We start from the raw sequence: 19989 nt of genomic DNA, 5'->3' as shown, positions 1-19989 counted from the left end.
CTTTATGATACCCAGAATTTTGATTCGTCCAAACGGGCTGGAAGTGGATTTTAATCTAGGTCTGGAGACTGAGAGCATCTACGACTGGTTATAATTGAAGTGAATGGTGTTTTATTTGTAAAATGTCTACAAGGAAATTAATATCGGCTCGAAAAGAGGTATGTCAATAATGAAAAGAAGAATGATAGTAGGTTTCGTATTTTTCGTTTTATATAATGCAATTGTCTATTATCTTGGATGGAATGTTTATCATTGGTTAGAATTAGCTTTTCATATGAAGATGCCAATTGTTTTTTCAATTGTATGGTTGTACTTTGCTTATAGTATTGTCATTAGTAATTTCAATGAACGTTTTCGAATAACGAAAGTAGTTAGTTGTTACTGGATGATTTTGATGGAGTACGGACTTCTATTGTTCCCAATTGCAAACTTTTTGTTATGGCTAGTACCGTCATTTCATATAGTGTGGGTAGGTTATATTATCTTGTTTTTATTTATAGCTATTATTGGATTTGGTTCATATATGGCATATTCTCCAGTTGTTCATAGGAAAACAATACAAATAAAAAAACAGCATCAGACAATCCAAAATTTTAGAATGGTTATTGCTTCTGATTTTCATCTCGGTATCTTGTCCAATAAAAATCTTTTACAGAAATTTGTTACGCGTTCGAATGCTGAAAAACCCGATATTGTTTTTCTAGTAGGGGATATTGTAGATGATCATCCATATTGGTATAAAGCATACGACATGGATGTAGTCATGAAGACATTAACTGCTACATATGGTGTTTATGGTGTGTTAGGAAACCATGAATACTACGGAAAAGCAATTCCTACCTTTGTAAATGAGATGAAAAAATCAGGGGTACAAATTTTACAAGATGAAACAATTTGTATAGCGGATTCGTTTTATGTTACAGGAAGAGAAGACAAAACAAATAAAAGTCGTAAGTCTCTACAACAGTTATCTACTGTGGTGAATACTCGTTTACCTTGGATTGTTATGGACCATACCCCGTCAGATTTAGAAACGCCAGTCGAGCTTGGGGTAGACGTACACCTTTCTGGACATACCCATTTAGGTCAAATGTGGCCGAATCAATGGATTACAAAAAAAACGTTTGAACTTGATTATGGGTATCTATTGAAAAAGACAACACATATACTTGTTTCATCAGGTTTCGGTTTTTGGGGACCTCCAATTCGCACTAATAGTAGAAGTGAAATGTGGGTAATTGATGTTGAGCTGAAAGATTAATTTAATGAAACTTTAAGATAGCTTCTCCTTCTGTTATGTTATGATAGTTTTACTAGAAATGAATGTTAGAATCATTCAAAAAAAGAGAATAAGGAGATACTATGGACTTTATAGAGTTGTTAAAATCCATTATTTTGGGTTTTGTAGAGGGTATGACAGAGTTTGCTCCGGTTTCATCTACAGGTCATATGATTATCGTTGATGATATGTGGTTGAAAACGCCAGAGTTTTTAGGGGAAGCTTCTGCGAATACATTTAAAATTGTTATTCAGTTAGGATCCATCCTAGCTGTTGTTGTGGTCATGTGGAAACGAATGCTGAGCCTTGTTGGTTTATATAAAATAGAAGGGCAAAAACCACATCATCGATTCAATTTATTACATGTTATTATTGGCGTAATTCCTGCAGGTGTATTAGGTGTATTATTAGAGAATTTTATCGATAGTCATTTATTTGGTATTAAACCCGTTATCTTTAGTCTGTTCGTTGGAGCAATATTTATGATTATAGCAGATAAATTTGGACCAAAGAGACCGAAAGTTACTTCATTAGATGATTTATCCTATGCACAAGCCTTTAAAATCGGCCTAATTCAATGCTTATCATTATGGCCAGGTTTTTCACGTTCTGGTGCAACTATTTCCGGTGGGGTATTACTTGGTTTAGACCACCGTACAGCATCAGATTTCACGTTTATCATGGCAGTACCAATTATGGCAGGTGCAAGTCTTTTATCACTTCTTAAACACTGGGATCAAATTAATTTCGGCGACATGGGCTTCTATGTAACTGGCTTTATCAGTGCATTCGTCTTTGCGCTTATTTCAATTAAGTTCTTCTTAAAATTAGTATCAAGAGTAAAATTAGTTCCATTTGCGATTTATCGTATAGTATTGGCAATCGTACTTGCTATTATCGTATTTATGTAAGAAAAAAGGGCCTTAAAGGTTCTTTAGTCTGTAGACAAACTCGAAGAATTTCGAGTTTGTCTACAGACTTTTTTCTTTTACAATATATAGATAGATAAATATAACCCGTTGATTTCCACTGCGGGCGAACACTTTATGCGGGTGGGGCCAAACCATTTTCGGTATATGATGTAGAAGTTAAAGATGACACATATCAATACGCAATTAAAATCGATGCAAAAACTGGAGATGTTCTAAGTAATAAAGATTACGAAGATTAGAGATTCAATAAAAAAGAAAAATTGGTATTGAAATAATCTTGTCAATAGGAGTCGCTTTAAAAAAATGCCTATGAAGGGCAGCTTTCCTCAGCTATTGGGTATGCTACAAAGCTATTTGATATAGAACAAATATAATTAAGAATCTAGTATATTCAAAAATATATGTTCACTTGGTAGTTCTTTTTCTTTAATTGTGCAATTCTGCTTGTCTAAGACAAACACAATATGTTAGATTATATATATTATAAAAACACAATATATAGTATAAAGACGATAATTGGTACCAGCAATGGTGTAAAAGGGAATTCGGTTCAATGCCGAAGCTGTCCCCGCAACTGTAGGTGTGGACATTTGTCAAAAAGCCACTGAGCAATGCTTGGGAAGGATGACAAAATGGATGAAACACAAGCCAGTAGACCTGCCAAATTTTCGTTTTGCGACACTTTCTTCGGGGGTTGAGAAGTGGGGGCAAATAATTGCAGCACATTCATTCACTGTTATGTGGAATTTTTTTGCTGTGATTTTGTTTCCATTTCAACTAGAGCGACTGTTCTGCCGATGAAGGCGAACAGTCGCTTTTATTTTGTGTAAAAAGGAGACGACGATATGGTAACAATAATAGATGAAAAAGAAACAGTATTGCAGCGATTAGAGGCTGAATTTGGCAAAGAGGAAATGAGTCCTTTACGACGTAAGCATGAACGTTTTGTGCATAAACATCCTGATGCGGCAGATGGAGAATGGACTAGAGCACTAGCATTAGATGCATTAAGCTTTCTAGATGAAAACGAACCCTATTGGACATTTGCTGCTGCACGTCTATTACTAATGGAAATCTATCAAAAAGCTGCTGTTGAGCGACAAGTTACTGTAGAAGATGTCTATAAAGTATTTCCAGAACAAGTACATAAACTAGTTGGAAAAGGTCTCTATAATCCGGTGTTAGTAGAAGCTTATTCAGAAGACGAACTACAACAACTGGCCTTCACAATAGAGTCAAAACGGGATGAACTTTTTACATATATAGGACTAAAAACATTAATAGATCGATATGTGACACGTGATTTTGATAAAACGCCAATTGAACTACCACAGGAACGCTGGATGGTCATTGCTATGACGTTAATGCAAAATGAAAAAGAAGATCGTATTGAAAAAGTAAAAGAAGCTTATTGGGCGATGAGTAATCTGTATATGACAACAGCAACACCTACATTATCAAATGCCGGAAAGACACACGGACAATTATCAAGCTGCTTTATCGATACAGTAGATGATAGTTTGCAAGGTATTTACGATTCCAATACAGATGTTGCGACACTTTCTAAATTTGGTGGTGGTATTGGGGTATATATGGGTAAAGTCCGTAGCCGTGGTGCGTCTATTCGTGGATTTAAAGGTGCATCTAGCGGTGTAATTCCATGGATCAAGCAATTAAATAATACAGCCGTATCGGTAGACCAGCTTGGACAACGTCAAGGAGCGATTGCGGTTTACTTGGATGTCTGGCATAAAGATATTTTTTCATTCCTTGATTTGAAATTAAATAATGGTGATGAACGCATGCGTGCACATGATATTTTCACAGGTGTATGTCTACCAGATATTTTCATGGAAGCAGTAGAAAATCGTGATGATTGGTATTTGTTTGACCCTTATGAAGTACGTTCCCTTATGGGATTTGGATTAGAAGATTGTTATGATGAAAAACGCGGCGAAGGTTCATTCCGTGCAAACTACTTAGCATGTGTGCAAAATACTTTATTGTCACGTGAAGCCGTACCAGCAATTGATATTATGAAAAGAATTATGCGCAGTCAGTTAGAAACAGGCGTACCATTTATGTTCTATCGTGATGAGGTTAACCGTAAAAATCCAAACAAACATAAAGGCATGATTTACTCATCTAATTTGTGTACAGAAATCGCACAAAATATGTCACCAACAGAATTTGAGTCAGTAGAACTTGAAAATGATATGATCGTCACTCGCCGTAAACCAGGAGATTTTGTTGTATGTAATCTATCTTCTATTAACTTGGGTAGAGCAATACCAGCAAATGTATTAGAACGCTTAATTCCAATTCAAGTACGTATGCTTGATAATGTGATTGATTTAAATGCAATCCCAGTAAAACAAGCGGCTCATACGAATGCACGTTATCGTGGAATTGGCCTTGGTACATTTGGTTGGCATCATCTACTTGCTACTTCAGGTATTGCTTGGGAGTCGGAAGCAGCAGTTAAATTTGCAGATGAATTATATGAAAAAATTGCGTACTTAACGATTAAATCTTCTATGAAATTAGCAGAAGAAAAAGGTGTATATCCATTATTTGAAGGTTCTGATTGGCAAACAGGTAGCTATTTCGAAAGCCGTGGCTATCATGGCGAAAAATGGGCAGCCCTACAACAAGAGGTTGCTGAAAAAGGAATGCGCAATGGCTATGTAATGGCTGTGGCACCAAACTCAACAACATCAATCATTGCAGGAAGTACGGCAAGTATCGATCCAATCTTCCAAAAGAGTTATTCTGAAGAGAAAAAGGATTATAAAATTCCAGTTACAGTGCCGGATTTAAACGAAAAAACAACATGGTATTACAAATCAGCATACTTTATCGACCAAAACTGGACAATCAAGCAAAACGCAGCGCGTGCACGCCATATTGACCAAGGGATATCATTAAATCTTTACGTGCAAAATACAATTAAAGCAAAAGAGTTACTAGCACTTCATCTAAATGCATGGAACAGCGGTATTAAGACGACTTATTATGTCCGTTCTACATCCGTTGAATTACTAGAATGTGAATCATGTGCAAGCTAATTAGGGGAGATAAATAATGACGGAAATAAAAAAACGTATATTAATGGATAAAGAAGCACCAAACCGTTCGACTAAAATCGTTAATGGTCGTTCTTCTAATATATTAAACTGGGATGATGTTCGTTTTAGTTGGGCATATCCCAAATATAAAAAAATGCTAGGTAACTTCTGGACACCTTTTGAGATTAATATGAGCAATGATAGTAAACAATTTCCACAGCTAACAGCTGATGAGAAACAAACATTTAAGAAAATTATTGGTTTACTTGCACTACTTGATAGTGTTCAAACAGATTATGCAGGTCGTATTGCCGATTATCTAACAGATTCAAGCATTAATGCATTGATGATTATTTTGGCACAACAAGAAGTGATTCATAACCATTCTTATTCTTATATACTATCAAGTCTTGTTTCAAAAGATGAACAGGATGAAGTATTTGATTTTTGGCGTACCGAACCTGTGTTGGAAAAACGCAATGATTTTGTTATTAAAGGGTATAAACAATTTGCAGAAGAACCAACTGTTGAACATATGCTAGATTCAATTGTTTATGATGTTATTTTAGAAGGCTTATTCTTCTACTCAGGATTCTCTTTCTTCTATCATTTAGCACGCAATCAAAAAATGGTTGCAACGAGCACAATGATCAACTACATTAATCGTGATGAACAATTGCACGTTGATTTATTCGTCAAAATATATAAAGAATTGTTGGAAGAATACCCTGAGTATGATACGCCAGAACGTGCGGAAAAAGTAGAAATGATCTTCCGTGAAGCAGCAGAACTTGAAATTGAATGGGGAAGAGAAGTAATTGGCGATAAAATAGATGGTTTAGATATTGAAGATATTGAGGATTATATTTACTTTTACGCCAATGTTCGTTGCACGCAACTGGGTTATGAACGACCTTTTGAAGGCTACCGCAAAAATCCAATGAAATGGATTAAAGCCTATGAAGATGTCGACCTAGGCAAAACAGATTTCTTTGAACAACGCTCACGTCAATATGTAAAAGTGAATGTTCAAGATAATGGGTTTGATGAATTGTAATTTACATCGTTTTCGAATCAATGAATAGATGTAAATTTAGCCAATAGAGAAAATGCCGTGTTTATCATATTTTTGATCTACACGGCATTTTTATTACGCTTGGTGGGTGGCTTCCGTATGGAATGCCATGATTCCAGTGATTAATAGAAATAGAACAAGAGAAGCCCCACCAAATGCAAGCTGATATTTTCCATATTTGTATAGGTGCATTTAGTTTCTTTCTCTCTGCTTAAAAACGATCAAGGTATAAGTTTAAAATTAGAGCCCCAGCGGCTACAATGAAAATCCCAACGCCCATAACAAAAAAGAAAGTCCCTTTTAAGTTTGCTTCTGGTTGTTTTTTACCTTCCATGAATAAGCCTCCCTTTAACCTGTTATTTCTAACGATTTCTTAACATACAGATTACCCATATAAGCAAAGATTAATTCTGTAGAACTAATTTTGGGTAAGGATAAAAATGTATGAATTGAAAAAGTAGAAGTATTGTTTGAATGGAGGAATGCCTTTTATATTGAGACTTAATATACTTGAGTTCGATACAATTTTACTTTTTATGGATTGGGGAGTTTATCTCATGGATTGGAATTTAATTTTCGTGAATAGCGTACTTTATTTGTGGATTAACATATCTACTTACGAGTAACTCTCCGCATTGTTAAAAAAGAGGTTATCTAAAAAGTCCATGTTTTAATATATGGAAAGAAAAAGGTTGTAATTTCGTGGTAACAAAAAGAATTCGCTTCCTTTCCACGGGTGAACCGGAGATCCTTCTTGCCCGTTTAATATTGGGCTGAGGGGTCTTCATCTGGCGCGCTTTACCGCAGGAGTGTCGCGAATTCCTTTTGATTCAAATATCTTATTCATATCATTAATTTTAGTCCATTATTAAAAGGAGTTATCCTTTTAGGACAACTCCTTCAATAACAATACAGATAACCCTCCTCAGACGAGGGAAAGGGCGACCGCATTTAAATTAGTTATCACTGAAAATGTTAAATAGCCCTCCAATGCCTTTTTCGTCTGCTGATGAACCTCCTATAGTTCCTGGGGCTGCTGCGAATACTCTGCTTGCTAAACGGCTAAATGGAAGGGATTGAATCCATACAGTACCTGGTCCACTAAGTGTTGCGAAGAATAAGCCTTCACCACCGAATAGTGCTGTTTTAACGCCTCCAACAGCTTCAATGTTGTAATCGACTGAACCAGTCATTGCAACAAGGCATCCTGTATCAACGCGAAGTTTTTCTCCAGGTTGTAGATCTTTTCGGACAATTGTACCGCCAGCATGAATAAATGCCATACCATCGCCTTCTAATTTCTGCATGATGAAACCTTCACCACCGAAGAAACCAGTACCTAATTTTCTCTGGAATTCGACACCGATTGAAACCCCTTTTGCAGCTGCAAGAAAGGAATCTTTTTGACAGATAATTTTGCCGTCAAATACACTTAGATCCATAGGGATGATTTTCCCTGGATAAGGTGCTGCGAAAGAAACATGTTTTTTCCCCATACCTTCATTTGTGAATGTTGTGATAAATATACTTTCACCTGTGATTAAACGTTTACCAGCGCCCATTAACTTACCCATAAAGCCACTACCGCCGCTTTGTGAACCATCCCCGAATACAGTTTCCATACGAATACCGTCTTCCATCATCATCAGTGAGCCTGCTTCAGCAACGACAGTTTCGTTTGGATCCAATTCTACCTCGACAAATTGCATATCATCGCCATGTAATTTGTAATCAATCTCATGATTATTCATATTATTTTCCTCCGAATCGTATAATCTGTTCAGTATAAGTATAAATACGATTAGTAAAATAGAAAAGTTTCAAGTTTTATTAATTTATGAATAATGAGTAAAAAATATCCTAAGGAAAATGAAGGGTATTTTTGCTTCATGTAGAAATATTATTAGTTAATAGAGCAATTTAATGCATTAAGTGAGGGGGATATACATGAGTATCCAACTACAACATTATTTTGGGGGCAATTTCAGACATTAGAGAATGAGAAGTATGTAGGTGATTTGAAGAAAGTATCTCTTGAGATGGGGGGCAAAAATGCTGTTATTGTTATGGATGATGCAGATTTAGATCTTGCAGTAGAAGGTTTTTTATTTAGTTCATTTGGTACAACAGGGCTGCTTTGTACAGCATGTAGTCATGTTATTGTGCATAAAGATATTAAAGAAGAATTGGAACAGCGCCAACTAGAAGCAATGGAGTAATTAACAATTGTGGACGGTCTCGATGAATCTATAAAAATTGGTCTAGTCATTAATAATGCGACATTATACAAGATTAATAGTTATGTAGAAATAGGTCAACAAGAGGGAACAAAACTACTTACTGGAGGCAAAATTTTAAAAGAATCTCCATTTAATCAAGGTTATTTTTACGAATCAACATTGTTCACAGATGTACGTATTGCTCAAGAGGAAATCTTCGGACCTGTCGTATCACTTATTTCTGTAACTAGTCTAGAGGAAGCGATTGCCGTCAACAATAGTGTTCAATATGGCCTTTCCAGCTCTATTTTTACAAAGGATATCAATAAAGCTTTCTAAGCACACGCGATTTAGATACGGGGATTGTTTATGTAAATGCAGGTATAGCTGCCCTTTGGCGGAACAAAAGGAACTGGTAATGGTCACAGGGATTCCGGAATTGCTTCACATCGATTATAGTGGTAAATTACAACTCGCCAAATCGATACAGAATAATAATCACATGAGGGGGAGTACAGTATGAAAATTGCAGTATTAGGTGCTGGTTTAATGGGAAAAGAAGTTGCTCGAGATTTAGTGAAAAACCATAATGTTGAAAAAGTTTACTTGGCAGATTTAAATGTAGCACAAGCACAGCAATTTGCAGATACACTTCAAACGGACAAAATTGAGGTACTACAATTAGATGCAACAAATGACCAGCAACTTAAAGTAGTGATGTCTAAAGCAAATGTTGTGGTCAATGCATTATTTTATAAGTTCAATGAAAAAGTAGCACGTACAGCAATTGAAGTTGGGGTTCACTCAGTTGATTTAGGGGGACATATAGGTGGAGTAACAGATGAAATATTAAAACTAAACAATGCAGCTAATGCGAAAGGCATTACACTTATACCAGATTTAGGTGTTGCACCAGGTATGATTAATATCTTAGCTGGTTTTGGTTCTTCCAAATTAGACCATGTAAAATCCGTTAAAATTTATGTAGGTGGTATTCCAGTCGTAAAAGAGCCACCTTTAGAATATAATGTTGTTTTTTCATTAGATGGTGTTTTCGATCATTATACAGACGTTTCTCATGTTGTACGAAATGGAAAGTTATGCGAAATTCCGTCATTATCTGAAATTGAACCATTTTACTTCAAAGGTTTTAATGGATTAGAAGCCTTCCATACTTCAGGCGGGTTATCAACACTAGCGCAATCTTACCCAAATGTTCAAACATTAGAATATAAAACTGTTCGTTATACTGGACATGCAGAAAAATTTAAACTACTTGTTGATTTAGGTTTAACAAGTAAGGATACAGAGGTAACCATTAACGGAACAACGGTTAAGGCTCGTGACGTATTACGTGAAGTATTGCAAAGTAAAATTAAGCTTGGAGATAAGCAGGATGTGGTATTACTACGTGTTGTAGTAAGTGGCGAAAGTAATGAAGAAGCAGTAACTTATGAATATGAGATGGTTACCTATAGAGATCAAGATAATAACGAAACGGCCATGGCATTAGCAACAGCGAACACCATTTCAGTAGTCGCTCAATTAATAGGTGATGGTACTATTACTGACAGAGGGGTATTTCCTCCAGAAAAAATTGTACCAGGAGAGGAATACATTCGTGAAATGCAACATCGCGGCGTTGTCATTAGAGAGACAAAGCATCGCTCTACTAACATCGTTAAGGGGTAAGAGCGATAATTGGCAAATGCTTAATAATTGAGAATAAGTAATATCGCAATTAATCCGTCGCTTTACAGTTATACAGTTTACTAAATGAGCATTCAAGAAATTACGTTGCATTAAAAAGGGGTATCTAAATGTTCAAGTTGAACTTTTAGGATACCCCTTTAGCATTATTTCTTTTTAGTTTCGTTTAATTCTGAAACAGTTACAAATGAATAACCCTGTTTTTCAAGATAAGTAATGACTGCATCGAGCCCATCTGCAGTAGGCATATGGATATCGTGCATTAAAATAACAGCTCCTGGATAAGTTTCCTTTTTAACATATTCCAATAACTTTTGCGAATTATGATGTTCCCAATCCCTTGTATCTACACTCCATAAAATGACGGGCAATTTCGTTTGAGCGCGAACTCTGTTGTCAAAAGACCCATATGGTGGTCTAAAGAGAGTAGGATTATGACCAGTTGCTTTCTTTATAGCTGCACTTGTTCTTGTTAACTGGCTCTTAATTTGTGTATTTGTTAGATTCTTTAAATTAGGGTGTGAATACGTATGATTTCCGATTTCATGACCTGCCTCTTGAACTTGCTTTGCCATCTTAGGATTTGCGTTAACTTGAGAGCCAACCATAAAGAATGTTGCTTTAATATTGTGCTTTTTCAAGATTTTTAAAACTTTTGGTGTAACAGCGTCACTAGGACCGTCATCAAATGTTAAGGCTACTAATTTATTGGATTTTTTCTTAATTGGCTTTCTCACTTCTACTTTAAACGGCTTTGCCAGTATACTATTAATAGATGATAAAGGAACATTAATCTTCTTTATTTGTGTACTATCTTTGGATAGTTTACTGCCATCGAAGTAAACAGTATATGTTTTGTCAGTAAGAGAATAATCTTCAAAGTTCACCCAAACAGGCTTTAAATTTTCTTTAACGGCAGAAGTAGTTGATAACTTTTTCAAATCTGGATCATTACTCATTTGTTTTTTCACTGCTTCTGATAGAGTAGTAAGATTTTTTTGAGATTGAATAACATCTTGAAGTAAAATTTGCTTATTATTTTTCTTATCATACATAAAAGTTTTTACATTTTTTTGTTTAGGACCTATACCTGTGTATATAGTTTGTGTTAAAACAAATGAGTAGTAGTTTTTTTTATGTACGACAGTTTTATAGGTGATGTTAAGACTGCCAACTAAAGTGTCATCATTATGAAGTGATTTTTCCATATCTTTTAAATATTGATCGCGAACTTTATGTATGGTATCTGTTACTGATTGATTGAATACTTTACTAGTTGTTTTGGGATATTGGATAGTATAAGGTGCATTTTTATTGGTTGATTTCTCTGTCACAATATATATACCATCGTATTTTGACTTTTCCTTCACAATGTCTGATGAAGCAGCTAATGCGATGTTGTCAGAATTGTTTGAAGAAGCCGTTCCATCTCGTGTAGTAACTAAAAAAAGTGTTAAACCGGTTAGTGTCAGGATGGCACCTATTAATAGAAGGTAAACCCAATGTGGTTTCTTCTTTGGATGAATAGTAGTCACTTCCCAACTGCCTCCTTTATACTTGATGATTCCATTCTAACTTATTAGACATGGAAAAAGAGTAAAAAGTTTTAAAAATATTACATTTTGTTAAATTATTTTAAGAAAAGATAAATCTATGCATGAGGTGAGCGGAAAAATGATTGAAATAACACAAGAAGAATTAGCTATTGATTGTTTTCTTCTCGCAGGACGTATGCTCATCCAAAGTGGAGCGGAAACGTATCGTGCAGAGGATACGATGCTGAGAATGGCAAACTCACAAGGACTAACGAATGCCCAAAGTTTTGTGACACCTACTGGTATAATATTTTCTGCAGGACATAAACGTCCCACAAGAATTGCACAAATTTCGAGTCGTACAACAGACTTAGAAAAGATTGCGCTTATTAATTCAGTTTCTAGAAAGTTAACTGCTGGTGTGATTACACTTGAAGAGGCTTATGAAGAGTTATTAAAGATTGAGCGTACAAATTTGTTTTTTCCTATCTGGGTTCAGGTTGTGGCCTCAGCAATTGCGAGTGGTTGTTTTTTAATCCTATTTAAAGGCACATGGATTGATGTCCCATTCGCAGTAATTACTGGGGGAGTTGGCTATCTAATCTTCTTAGCAATGCATTCTTTAACGAAGGTAAAGTTTTTTGCTGAGTTTACAGGTTCTTTATTTGTGGGGTTACTATCGGTTTTATTTTATAAAATCGGATGGGGATATCAACTTGATAAGATTGTTATTGGTTCGGTGATGCCATTAGTACCCGGGCTACCGATTGCAAATGCTGTACGTGATTTAATGGCAGGACATTTTGTATCTGGTGTTGCAAAAGGAATGGAAGCACTTCTTACAGCTTTTGCAATTGGCGCTGGTATAGCTCTAGCACTGTCTTTTTAGGAGGAATTTTATGGATTGGTTTGTTCAAGGTATTCTTAGTTTTATAGGGACTGCAGGGTTTGGCGTTATATTTAATGCACCAAAAAGGTTATTATTCCATTGTGGCTTAGTTGGTATGACTGGTTGGCTCATCTATTATGCTTTTATACAAAAGGGTGTAGATGCAGTTTTTGCCACATTCGCTGGAGCGTTCATAATCTCAATTGTGGCCCATGTTCTTGCTCGACAATTTAAGACACCAATGATTGTGTTTAGTGTTGCTGGTATTATTCCTTTAGTTCCTGGTGGTCTAGCTTATAATGCAATGCGTACTATTGTAGAAAATGATTACGTTAAAAGTATTCAATATGGAGCAAGAGTATTTATTATTGCGGGTGCAATTGTAATGGGGCTGGTATTTGCTGAGGTATTTATGCAACTGATCTTTAATGAAATTCGTAAGAGAAAAGCAAATTTATCAAAGATGTCTTCATAAAAATCATACAAAAGCGATTGAATTCATATAAAATTGGATTCAATCGCTTTTTTGTATATTATTATTGAAAGTTCTGAGTGTGTGAAGAAAAAACTATGAGTGGATTTTCACTTTATAATAGTTTTTCAACTTCTTTTGCTTCAATTGGGCGACTTATATGGTAACCTTGGATAGCATCGCATCCAAATTCTGTTAGGATATCTTGTTGTTCCTGTGTTTCAACACCTTCAGCCAATACACTCATATTAATTGATTTCCCAAATTGAATCATACCTTGGATCAGCATTTGACTTTTAGGTTGATATTGAATAGTTGAAATAAATGTTTGGTCAATTTTGATTTGAGATAATGGCAATAGTTGCATATAACGGAATGAAGCATAGCCTGTTCCAAAGTCATCAAGTGCAAATACAATTCCCTCATTTTGCAATTGTTTCATTTGTTGTATGATGGAAGTTTCTGCTTCTGCTTCTAATGCAAATTTTTCTGTTATTTCAATTTGAATCAATTCAGCTGGACAATCAGTGTCTTCAAGTATTCGGCGTACTTGTTTAACCATATTTTTATCACGGAACTCACGTACAGATGAGTTAATGCTTACTTTTAAATCTATTCCTTTTCTATGCCATGCGGCCGCTTGTAAACATGCTTGTTCTAACATAAAGGAACCAATATCATTAATTAATCCCGTTTCTTCAGCGATAGGAATTAATACCTCTGGTGAAACTGTACCAATTTCTTCATCTTCCCAACGAACTAAAGCTTCTACTGTTGTAATCTTTCCTGTTATTAAATCCAACTGCGGTTGATACAAGACTTTTAAATCTTTTTTGTCTAATGCTACAAGAAGACGTTTTTCGATAACAGACTTTTTATGCAATGCTTTATGGTCTGCTTTCGTTAGGCTTGAGATACTGCCGCCACCTTCAGATTGTACTTTTTGAATTGCAGCATACGAAGCTTTCATTAGATGAGTAAATGAAATTTGATCATCTGGATACTTTGTAATACCTCCACTAATGGAAAGAGGTAAAGTAGAATTGTTTATATATATTGGGTGCTGTTCTAAATATGTAAGGAATCCTTGAATAAACCATTCGCCAAGAGGTGTTAACACAACAAATTCATCAATGCTTACACGTGCCATCGAGCTGTCTTGGAAATACATTTTCATACGTTGTGTAAATTCTTGAATTAATACTTGTTCAGCTTGATCGTCATATAGTTCTTTTAAAGAATAGAATTTATCAATACTAAAATAAACAAAAGTAAAATGATGATTTTCAGAAATCATTGTATTGACAATTTGTTCTAAACGATAGCGATTCATTAGACCTGTTTCTTGATCAATATAGGCAATTTTTTCAAGTCGATTTTGTAATCTTTTTTTATCAGTAATATCGTTTTCTAACAAGATAAAATTGGAAGGCTTTTTTGCAGAGGTGAAAATAGGAATCGCTGTTAAGTCTACCCAATAGGATTGACCATCTTTTGTGATTTTTTCAGCTTCACCTTTCCATTGTCTACCGTTCTGTAAAGATTTCCAAATCGCATCTGCTACCACAGAGCTTTCAGGAGTTTGAGGGAACATTTGCCAAAAGGTTTTCCCAATTATTCTTTTTGGTGTCCATTTGCTATATTTTAAAAATAAATTATTTGCATATGAAATTAAACCTTCTTGATCTATAGACAGCATCATAAATGATGATTCTAAGCCATCTCGGATACTTGTAAACTCATTAAACGATAATAAGTCTTGTTGTTCCTCTGATCCTAAGTTAAATTGACAGAAAATATAGCGGTCATTATCAATAGTAAATGCTTTTAAAGTTATTGGCGTATTGACAATTTCACCTTTTTTAGTGGAGATAGTTATTGATTCAAGGTGCAAAGGATCTGCAGAATGAATAATTTTTTGCCATAAGTCTTTATAAAAATAGGTTCTTTCTTCTTCGATAAACGGGATAAATTTCCCTAGTACGTCTTCTGCGCAATAGCCGAATGTCTTTTCAGCTTGACGATTCCAAGCTAGAACAATGCCCTCCGGATTTAAAATCATCATTGGATATGGCATTTGGTTCAATATAGGATTAGCAGTTTGAAAAATTGTTTGAATGTCATACATGAGTTCTACGTCTCCTTGAAATTACTATACTTACTATTATAGTAAATAGTGAGTAATAAGTCATTAGTAATAGATAATGAAGTAAAAATTATTTATTTAGGATAAATGTATATAAAATTATAAAAATCTAATAAAATTTTGGAAAATACAGTAAGATGTATTCGCAGGAAGAGGTAAAGTAGTGGAGAATACAACATCTAGAATAAAAGGAGTTGTAATGATCGTCTCAGGTGCAATGCTTTAAGGTGCAACTGGGCCCATGATGGAATGGCTTTTGTCAAATAGTGACCTGACAGTATCATTCATGTTAACGATTCGATTGTTTTTTTGCCGGATTATTATTGTTATCATTTTTGCTTATAACAAAAAATGATATTACGTTTATTGGGAAACACTTCATATGGTGGAAAAAGCTTGTCATATTTAGCGTTGTCGGCATGTTGGGTGTCCAATATACGTTTGTTGAAGCAATTAACGCCAGTAGTGCGGTCTTAGCAACGCTGCTACAGTTTTTGGCATCAATCTTTGTCGTGCTGTTTGTTTCATTTACAAACAAGATACTACCACCAAAGTACCAAGTGTTAGGGATGTTAGGGACTTTAGTTGTTTTGTTTTTATTGTTAACTAATGTCTCTTTCGATAAAAAAACATTTAAATGCGCTTTAGCTTTTAGGGGTGGCTTATAATTGGGGGAATTCACTTATGAGACATCTTTTTTATAACCTGTATTATTCATACCTTCACCATAAATCATATGGATAAACTGATGATGAAGATTAAGACTATATTGTTATTTCGCCCTTTTTATTACTTTTAGAGAAATGGATTCTCAGCTATCTTAATAAATTTTTAGAAGTTAGTAGGAACTGTGAAAATCCTGCGGGAAAATAAGCAAGAAAGGCCCAACAGTGATGCGAATACACATTAAAGGCTAAACAAATCAGAACAATCATCTTTGTATTGTCTTTTAGAAAAAAATCTATGAATAATCTAGGGTAAACTTCTTTATTTCGGGTTACGAATATATCATAATTAATGGAAATTAAATTTTATCTAAAAAGTTGAAGGGGGGAATATATATTGAAGACAATCTTTCAATACATAAAAACATATAAAGTGCCTGCATGTATCGCACTTATGTTGATGTTCGTCGAACTAGCAGTTGAGCTTACACAACCATTACTTATTCGAAAAATTATTGATGAAGGAATTGTTGCAAAAGATGTTCATACCGTTGGGGTATGGGGAGCTATTATGTTAGCATTAGCTTTTCTGGCATTTATTGCCGGCATATTAAATTCCTTTTTTTCAGGATATGCAGCGCAGAATTTTGCATTTGATTTACGTAATGCCTTGTTCAGAAAAGTACAGTCATTTACTATGACAACTTTTTTACGTTTTCCTTCTTCCGGATTGATCACAAGGATGACGAATGACGTAACACAGGTTCAACAAGTATTTTTTATGAGCTTACGAATTATGCTACGTGCGCCATTAGTTGTAGTTGGTAGTTTAATTATGGCATTTTATGTTGATGCATCATTGGCTATGTACTTATTTTTAGGGGTTCCAATACTTGCGCTCTTTATGTATTTAATGGTGAAAAAAAGTATAAGCCAGTTTGCAGCAGTACAGCGTAGAGTAGATCGAGTAAATCGGGTGATTCAAGAAAATCTACAAGCGATGCGCTTAGTAAAGGCTTATTTAAGGGGCTTATATGAAGCAAGTCGTTTTGAGAAAATAGCACATGCCTTGAAAAAGGATACATCAAGTGCACTACGTTTAATGGAATATATTCAACCGATATTGTTAATTGTCATGAATGTTGCGATGCTAGCAGTTTTATGGTTTGGCGCAGAGCAAATTCAACATGAGCAAACTCAAATAGGAGACATTGCCGCAATTATCAATTATACAATGCGTATGACAGGGTCATTTTCAATGTTCGCATTCATCATTATGTTATTCTCTCGTGCGAAGGCATCAGCCGATCGAATGGAGGAAATTCTTCTTATAGCAGGTGGTGTTGAGGATGTCATTGCACATTCTAGTCTAGAGAAGCCATCTCAGAACGGCGATATTACGTTTGAAAATGTTTCTTTTAAATATCCACAGACAGATCAGTATGTATTGGAAAATATTTCATTTACTTGTGGACAAGGTGAAAAAATAGCCATTATGGGGGCAACAGGTTCAGGGAAATCTACATTGCTACAGCTCATTCCTAAGTTTTATGACGTCAAGGAAGGAAGAATCTTAATCGATGGTGTAGATAGTAAGGAATGGAATGTAGAAAATCTTCGGCATGCGATTGGTTATGTACCACAACGCTCTCTACTTTTTACAGGGACTATTTTCGACAATGTAACTTGGGGTAAAACGGATGCATCATTAGAGGAAGTAGAAAAAGCTTCAAAACAGGCACAAATTCATGATTCAGTGATGCATTTCCCTAATGGCTATCAAACGCGTGTAGGGCAAAAAGGAGTTAATCTATCTGGGGGACAAAAGCAAAGATTGTCCATTGCCAGAGCAATCCTACGTAAACCTGAGTTTTTATTATTAGATGATAGTACAAGTGCTCTTGATATAAAAACGGAGTCTGCTTTGTGGGAAGCATTAGCGAATGAGCGAGCAACAATGCTTGTTGTGACACAAAAAATTCGCACAGCACAAGGAGCAAATCGAATCTTACTGTTAGAAAATGGTGTTGTATCTGCTTTTGGTACACATGATGAACTAATGAAAAGTTCATCATTATATCAAAAAATTGCTCAGTCTCAGCGAGAACAGGCGGTGGAAAGTGATGATTAGATCTTGGCTACGTTCAATTAGTTATGAACCTGTTCTTTCTAAGGAAGATATAAAGACTTCTAAAAAAAGAAAAGGCGCAAGAGCAAGCGATTGGCGAACAACATTAGGTGGCATTTGGAAAATTGTTGATGAGCAAAGAGGTTTATTAATTGTTGTATTAGTAATGGTTATAGTAAGCTCTATTTTGTCATTATTGGGTCCCTATTTAATTGGTAAAATAATTGATGATCATATAATGAAAAAGGATTTTACCGGCTTAAAAACAATGATTGTAGGACTTGTGTTTGTATATATTAGTTTATCTATTTCGCTATTTTTGCAAAACTATTGGATGATTGGAATAGCGCAACAAACAGTTTATCGTATGCGTACAGGTCTATTCACGAAACTACAACGATTACCAATCTCGTTCTTTGATAAAAGACAGCATGGTGAGTTAATGAGTCGTATGACGAATGATATGGATAATATTAGTTCTACTTTAAATAGTACGTTTATCCAAGTATTCTCCAGTGTTTTAACGCTAGTAGGGACTGTAATAGTAATGCTTACGATGAGTCCTTTGCTAACTTTTATGACCATGCTTATTATTCCTATTATGTTTATCTCTACTCGATGGATTACAAGAAGAACAGGGAAATTATTCAAGGCTCAGCAACAAGCATTAGGTTCGCTTAATGGCATGATTGAAGAAACAATATCAGGACAGCGTGTTGTGAAAGCTTTCTCTCAAGAGCAACGTATGATTGATGATTTTGCAGAGAAAAGTAGTCATTTGCGTCGAGTGGGCTATTGGGCAAATGTCTATTCAGGAGCTATTCCAAAAGTTATGAATTTACTAAACAATGCAAGTTTTGCAGTGGTGGCAGGTGTTGGTGGACTTCTTGCTTTAAAGGGCTATGTTTCGATTGGCACAATAGTGATATTTGCAGAATATACTCGTCAATTTACGAGGCCTTTAAACGATTTATCAAATCAATTTAATAATGTCTTATCTGCAATTGCTGGTGCAGAACGAGTATTTTCAATTATGAACGAGGCAGAAGAACAAGATGAATCCAAAAATGTTCCAATGCATAAATTACAAGGTGATGTTAAGTTTGAGGACGTGTCATTTAAATATGAAGCAGAAGAAGAAAATCAGACAATTTCACATATCAATTTTCATGTAAAAAAAGGTCAAACAGCTGCTTTAGTCGGTGCTACGGGGGCTGGTAAGACAACGATTATGCAACTGCTTGCTCGTTTTTATGATGTCCAAAAAGGTCAAATTTTAATCGATAATCAGCCAATTCAATCATTCTCTCGTGAAAATATACGTAGCCAAATGGCCTTTGTCCTTCAAGAACCATTCTTGTTTGAAGCAACAGTAAAAGAGAATATTCGATATGGTCAACTAAGTGCGACAGATCAAGAAGTGATCGAAGCTGCTAAAAAAGCAAATGCACATGATTTTATCATGTCATTGCCACAAGGCTATGACACGTTTTTAACAGCAGACGGTGGAGAAATTAGTCAAGGACAAAAACAGTTATTATCCATTGCTAGAGCACTTGTAGCAGACCCGTCGATTTTATTGTTAGATGAAGCAACAAGTAGTATTGATACGGTGACAGAATTAGAAATACAAGAAGCACTTGAACGTTTAATGGAAGGACGCACAAGCTTTGTTATTGCACATCGTCTAAACACTGTAAGAAAAGCCGATATCATTTTAGTTATGCAGCAAGGACAATTAGTAGAATCGGGTATGAGAAAAGACCTTATTGCGAAAAAAGGAATATTCTATCAAATGCTACAACAATCGAAGTTGTAATAAAGTGAAGCTTCGGTGGGGTCTTGACTTTCCATTAATTTGTGTAAAAGAG

General features: G+C 35.3%; 14 protein-coding genes, 1 pseudogene and 1 riboswitch. Of the genes and pseudogenes, 10 read left to right on the top strand and 5 right to left on the bottom strand.

Annotated features, from left to right (window positions below; translation table 11 throughout):
• Positions 1-169 precede the first annotated feature (169 nt).
• From ACIQ4I_RS14920 to ACIQ4I_RS14905, 4 genes are all read left to right on the top strand, one after another.
• Complete coding sequence (locus ACIQ4I_RS14920) at positions 170-1261, top strand: metallophosphoesterase (RefSeq protein WP_403097297.1); 1092 nt, start codon at positions 170-172, stop codon at positions 1259-1261.
• Positions 1262-1362: 101 nt separating this feature from the next.
• Complete coding sequence (locus tag ACIQ4I_RS14915; RefSeq protein WP_403097295.1) at positions 1363-2190, top strand: undecaprenyl-diphosphate phosphatase; 828 nt, start codon at positions 1363-1365, stop codon at positions 2188-2190.
• Between the two features lie 522 nt (positions 2191-2712).
• A riboswitch (cobalamin riboswitch) is annotated at positions 2713-2890 on the top strand.
• Between the two features lie 166 nt (positions 2891-3056).
• The gene (locus tag ACIQ4I_RS14910) at positions 3057-5279 is read left to right on the top strand and encodes a ribonucleoside-diphosphate reductase subunit alpha (RefSeq protein WP_403097294.1); all 2223 of its coding nucleotides are present in this window, start codon (positions 3057-3059) and stop codon (positions 5277-5279) included.
• A 16-nt stretch (positions 5280-5295) separates the two neighbouring features.
• Positions 5296-6336 carry a ribonucleotide-diphosphate reductase subunit beta gene (locus ACIQ4I_RS14905; RefSeq protein WP_403097292.1) on the top strand — a complete coding sequence of 347 codons (1041 nt, stop codon included), beginning with the start codon at positions 5296-5298 and terminating at the stop codon, positions 6334-6336.
• 229 nt (positions 6337-6565) lie between these two features.
• On the opposite strand, the gene ACIQ4I_RS14900 is transcribed toward ACIQ4I_RS14905, so the two are convergent.
• Both ACIQ4I_RS14900 and ACIQ4I_RS14895 read right to left on the bottom strand, forming a co-directional pair.
• Positions 6566-6688 (bottom strand): hypothetical protein, encoded by a 123-nt coding sequence (locus ACIQ4I_RS14900; RefSeq protein ID WP_403097290.1) that lies wholly within the window; start codon positions 6686-6688, stop codon positions 6566-6568.
• Positions 6689-7310: 622 nt separating this feature from the next.
• On the bottom strand, positions 7311-8105 hold the full coding sequence (locus ACIQ4I_RS14895; RefSeq protein ID WP_403097288.1) for a TIGR00266 family protein: 795 nt from the start codon (positions 8103-8105) through the stop codon (positions 7311-7313).
• A 267-nt stretch (positions 8106-8372) separates the two neighbouring features.
• Between ACIQ4I_RS14895 and ACIQ4I_RS14890 the strand changes: the two are divergent.
• Together ACIQ4I_RS14890 and ACIQ4I_RS14885 are read left to right on the top strand one after the other, a co-directional pair.
• A pseudogene (locus ACIQ4I_RS14890) lies at positions 8373-9020 on the top strand (aldehyde dehydrogenase family protein); the annotation flags it as partial.
• A gap of 72 nt (positions 9021-9092) precedes the next feature.
• Positions 9093-10265 carry a saccharopine dehydrogenase family protein gene (locus ACIQ4I_RS14885; RefSeq protein WP_403097286.1) on the top strand — a complete coding sequence of 391 codons (1173 nt, stop codon included), beginning with the start codon at positions 9093-9095 and terminating at the stop codon, positions 10263-10265.
• Positions 10266-10429: 164 nt separating this feature from the next.
• On the opposite strand, the gene ACIQ4I_RS14880 is transcribed toward ACIQ4I_RS14885, so the two are convergent.
• Positions 10430-11818 carry a polysaccharide deacetylase family protein gene (locus ACIQ4I_RS14880; protein ID WP_403097284.1) on the bottom strand — a complete coding sequence of 463 codons (1389 nt, stop codon included), beginning with the start codon at positions 11816-11818 and terminating at the stop codon, positions 10430-10432.
• Positions 11819-11957: 139 nt separating this feature from the next.
• Between ACIQ4I_RS14880 and ACIQ4I_RS14875 the strand changes: the two genes are divergently transcribed.
• Both ACIQ4I_RS14875 and ACIQ4I_RS14870 read left to right on the top strand, forming a co-directional pair.
• Positions 11958-12707: a threonine/serine exporter family protein gene (locus ACIQ4I_RS14875; protein WP_403097282.1), complete on the top strand. Its 750-nt coding sequence runs from the start codon at positions 11958-11960 to the stop codon at positions 12705-12707.
• A 10-nt stretch (positions 12708-12717) separates the two neighbouring features.
• Positions 12718-13182, top strand: coding sequence for a threonine/serine exporter family protein (locus tag ACIQ4I_RS14870; protein WP_403097281.1), 465 nt, complete (start codon positions 12718-12720; stop codon positions 13180-13182).
• A gap of 112 nt (positions 13183-13294) precedes the next feature.
• On the opposite strand, the gene ACIQ4I_RS14865 is transcribed toward ACIQ4I_RS14870, so the two are convergent.
• Positions 13295-15307, bottom strand: a complete 2013-nt coding sequence (locus ACIQ4I_RS14865; RefSeq protein ID WP_403097278.1) for an EAL domain-containing protein — start codon at positions 15305-15307, stop codon at positions 13295-13297.
• A 307-nt stretch (positions 15308-15614) separates the two neighbouring features.
• The gene (locus ACIQ4I_RS20710; RefSeq protein WP_483880688.1) at positions 15615-16007 is read right to left on the bottom strand and encodes a hypothetical protein; all 393 of its coding nucleotides are present in this window, start codon (positions 16005-16007) and stop codon (positions 15615-15617) included.
• A gap of 380 nt (positions 16008-16387) precedes the next feature.
• On the opposite strand from ACIQ4I_RS20710, the gene ACIQ4I_RS14855 reads away from it, so the two are divergent.
• Both ACIQ4I_RS14855 and ACIQ4I_RS14850 read left to right on the top strand, forming a co-directional pair.
• Positions 16388-18121: an ABC transporter ATP-binding protein gene (locus ACIQ4I_RS14855; protein WP_403097275.1), complete on the top strand. Its 1734-nt coding sequence runs from the start codon at positions 16388-16390 to the stop codon at positions 18119-18121.
• Positions 18114-19937, top strand: coding sequence for an ABC transporter ATP-binding protein (locus tag ACIQ4I_RS14850; protein WP_403097273.1), 1824 nt, complete (start codon positions 18114-18116; stop codon positions 19935-19937). Before ACIQ4I_RS14855 ends, ACIQ4I_RS14850 begins: the two co-directional genes overlap by 8 nt.
• Positions 19938-19989: the final 52 nt, after the last annotated feature.

Source organism: Rummeliibacillus sp. NPDC094406 (genome assembly GCF_044763875.1).
Classification (GTDB): domain Bacteria; phylum Bacillota; class Bacilli; order Bacillales_A; family Planococcaceae; genus Rummeliibacillus.
The sequence above is the reverse complement of the archived record's forward strand: the minus strand, read 5'-3'. Positions and strand labels throughout refer to the sequence as shown.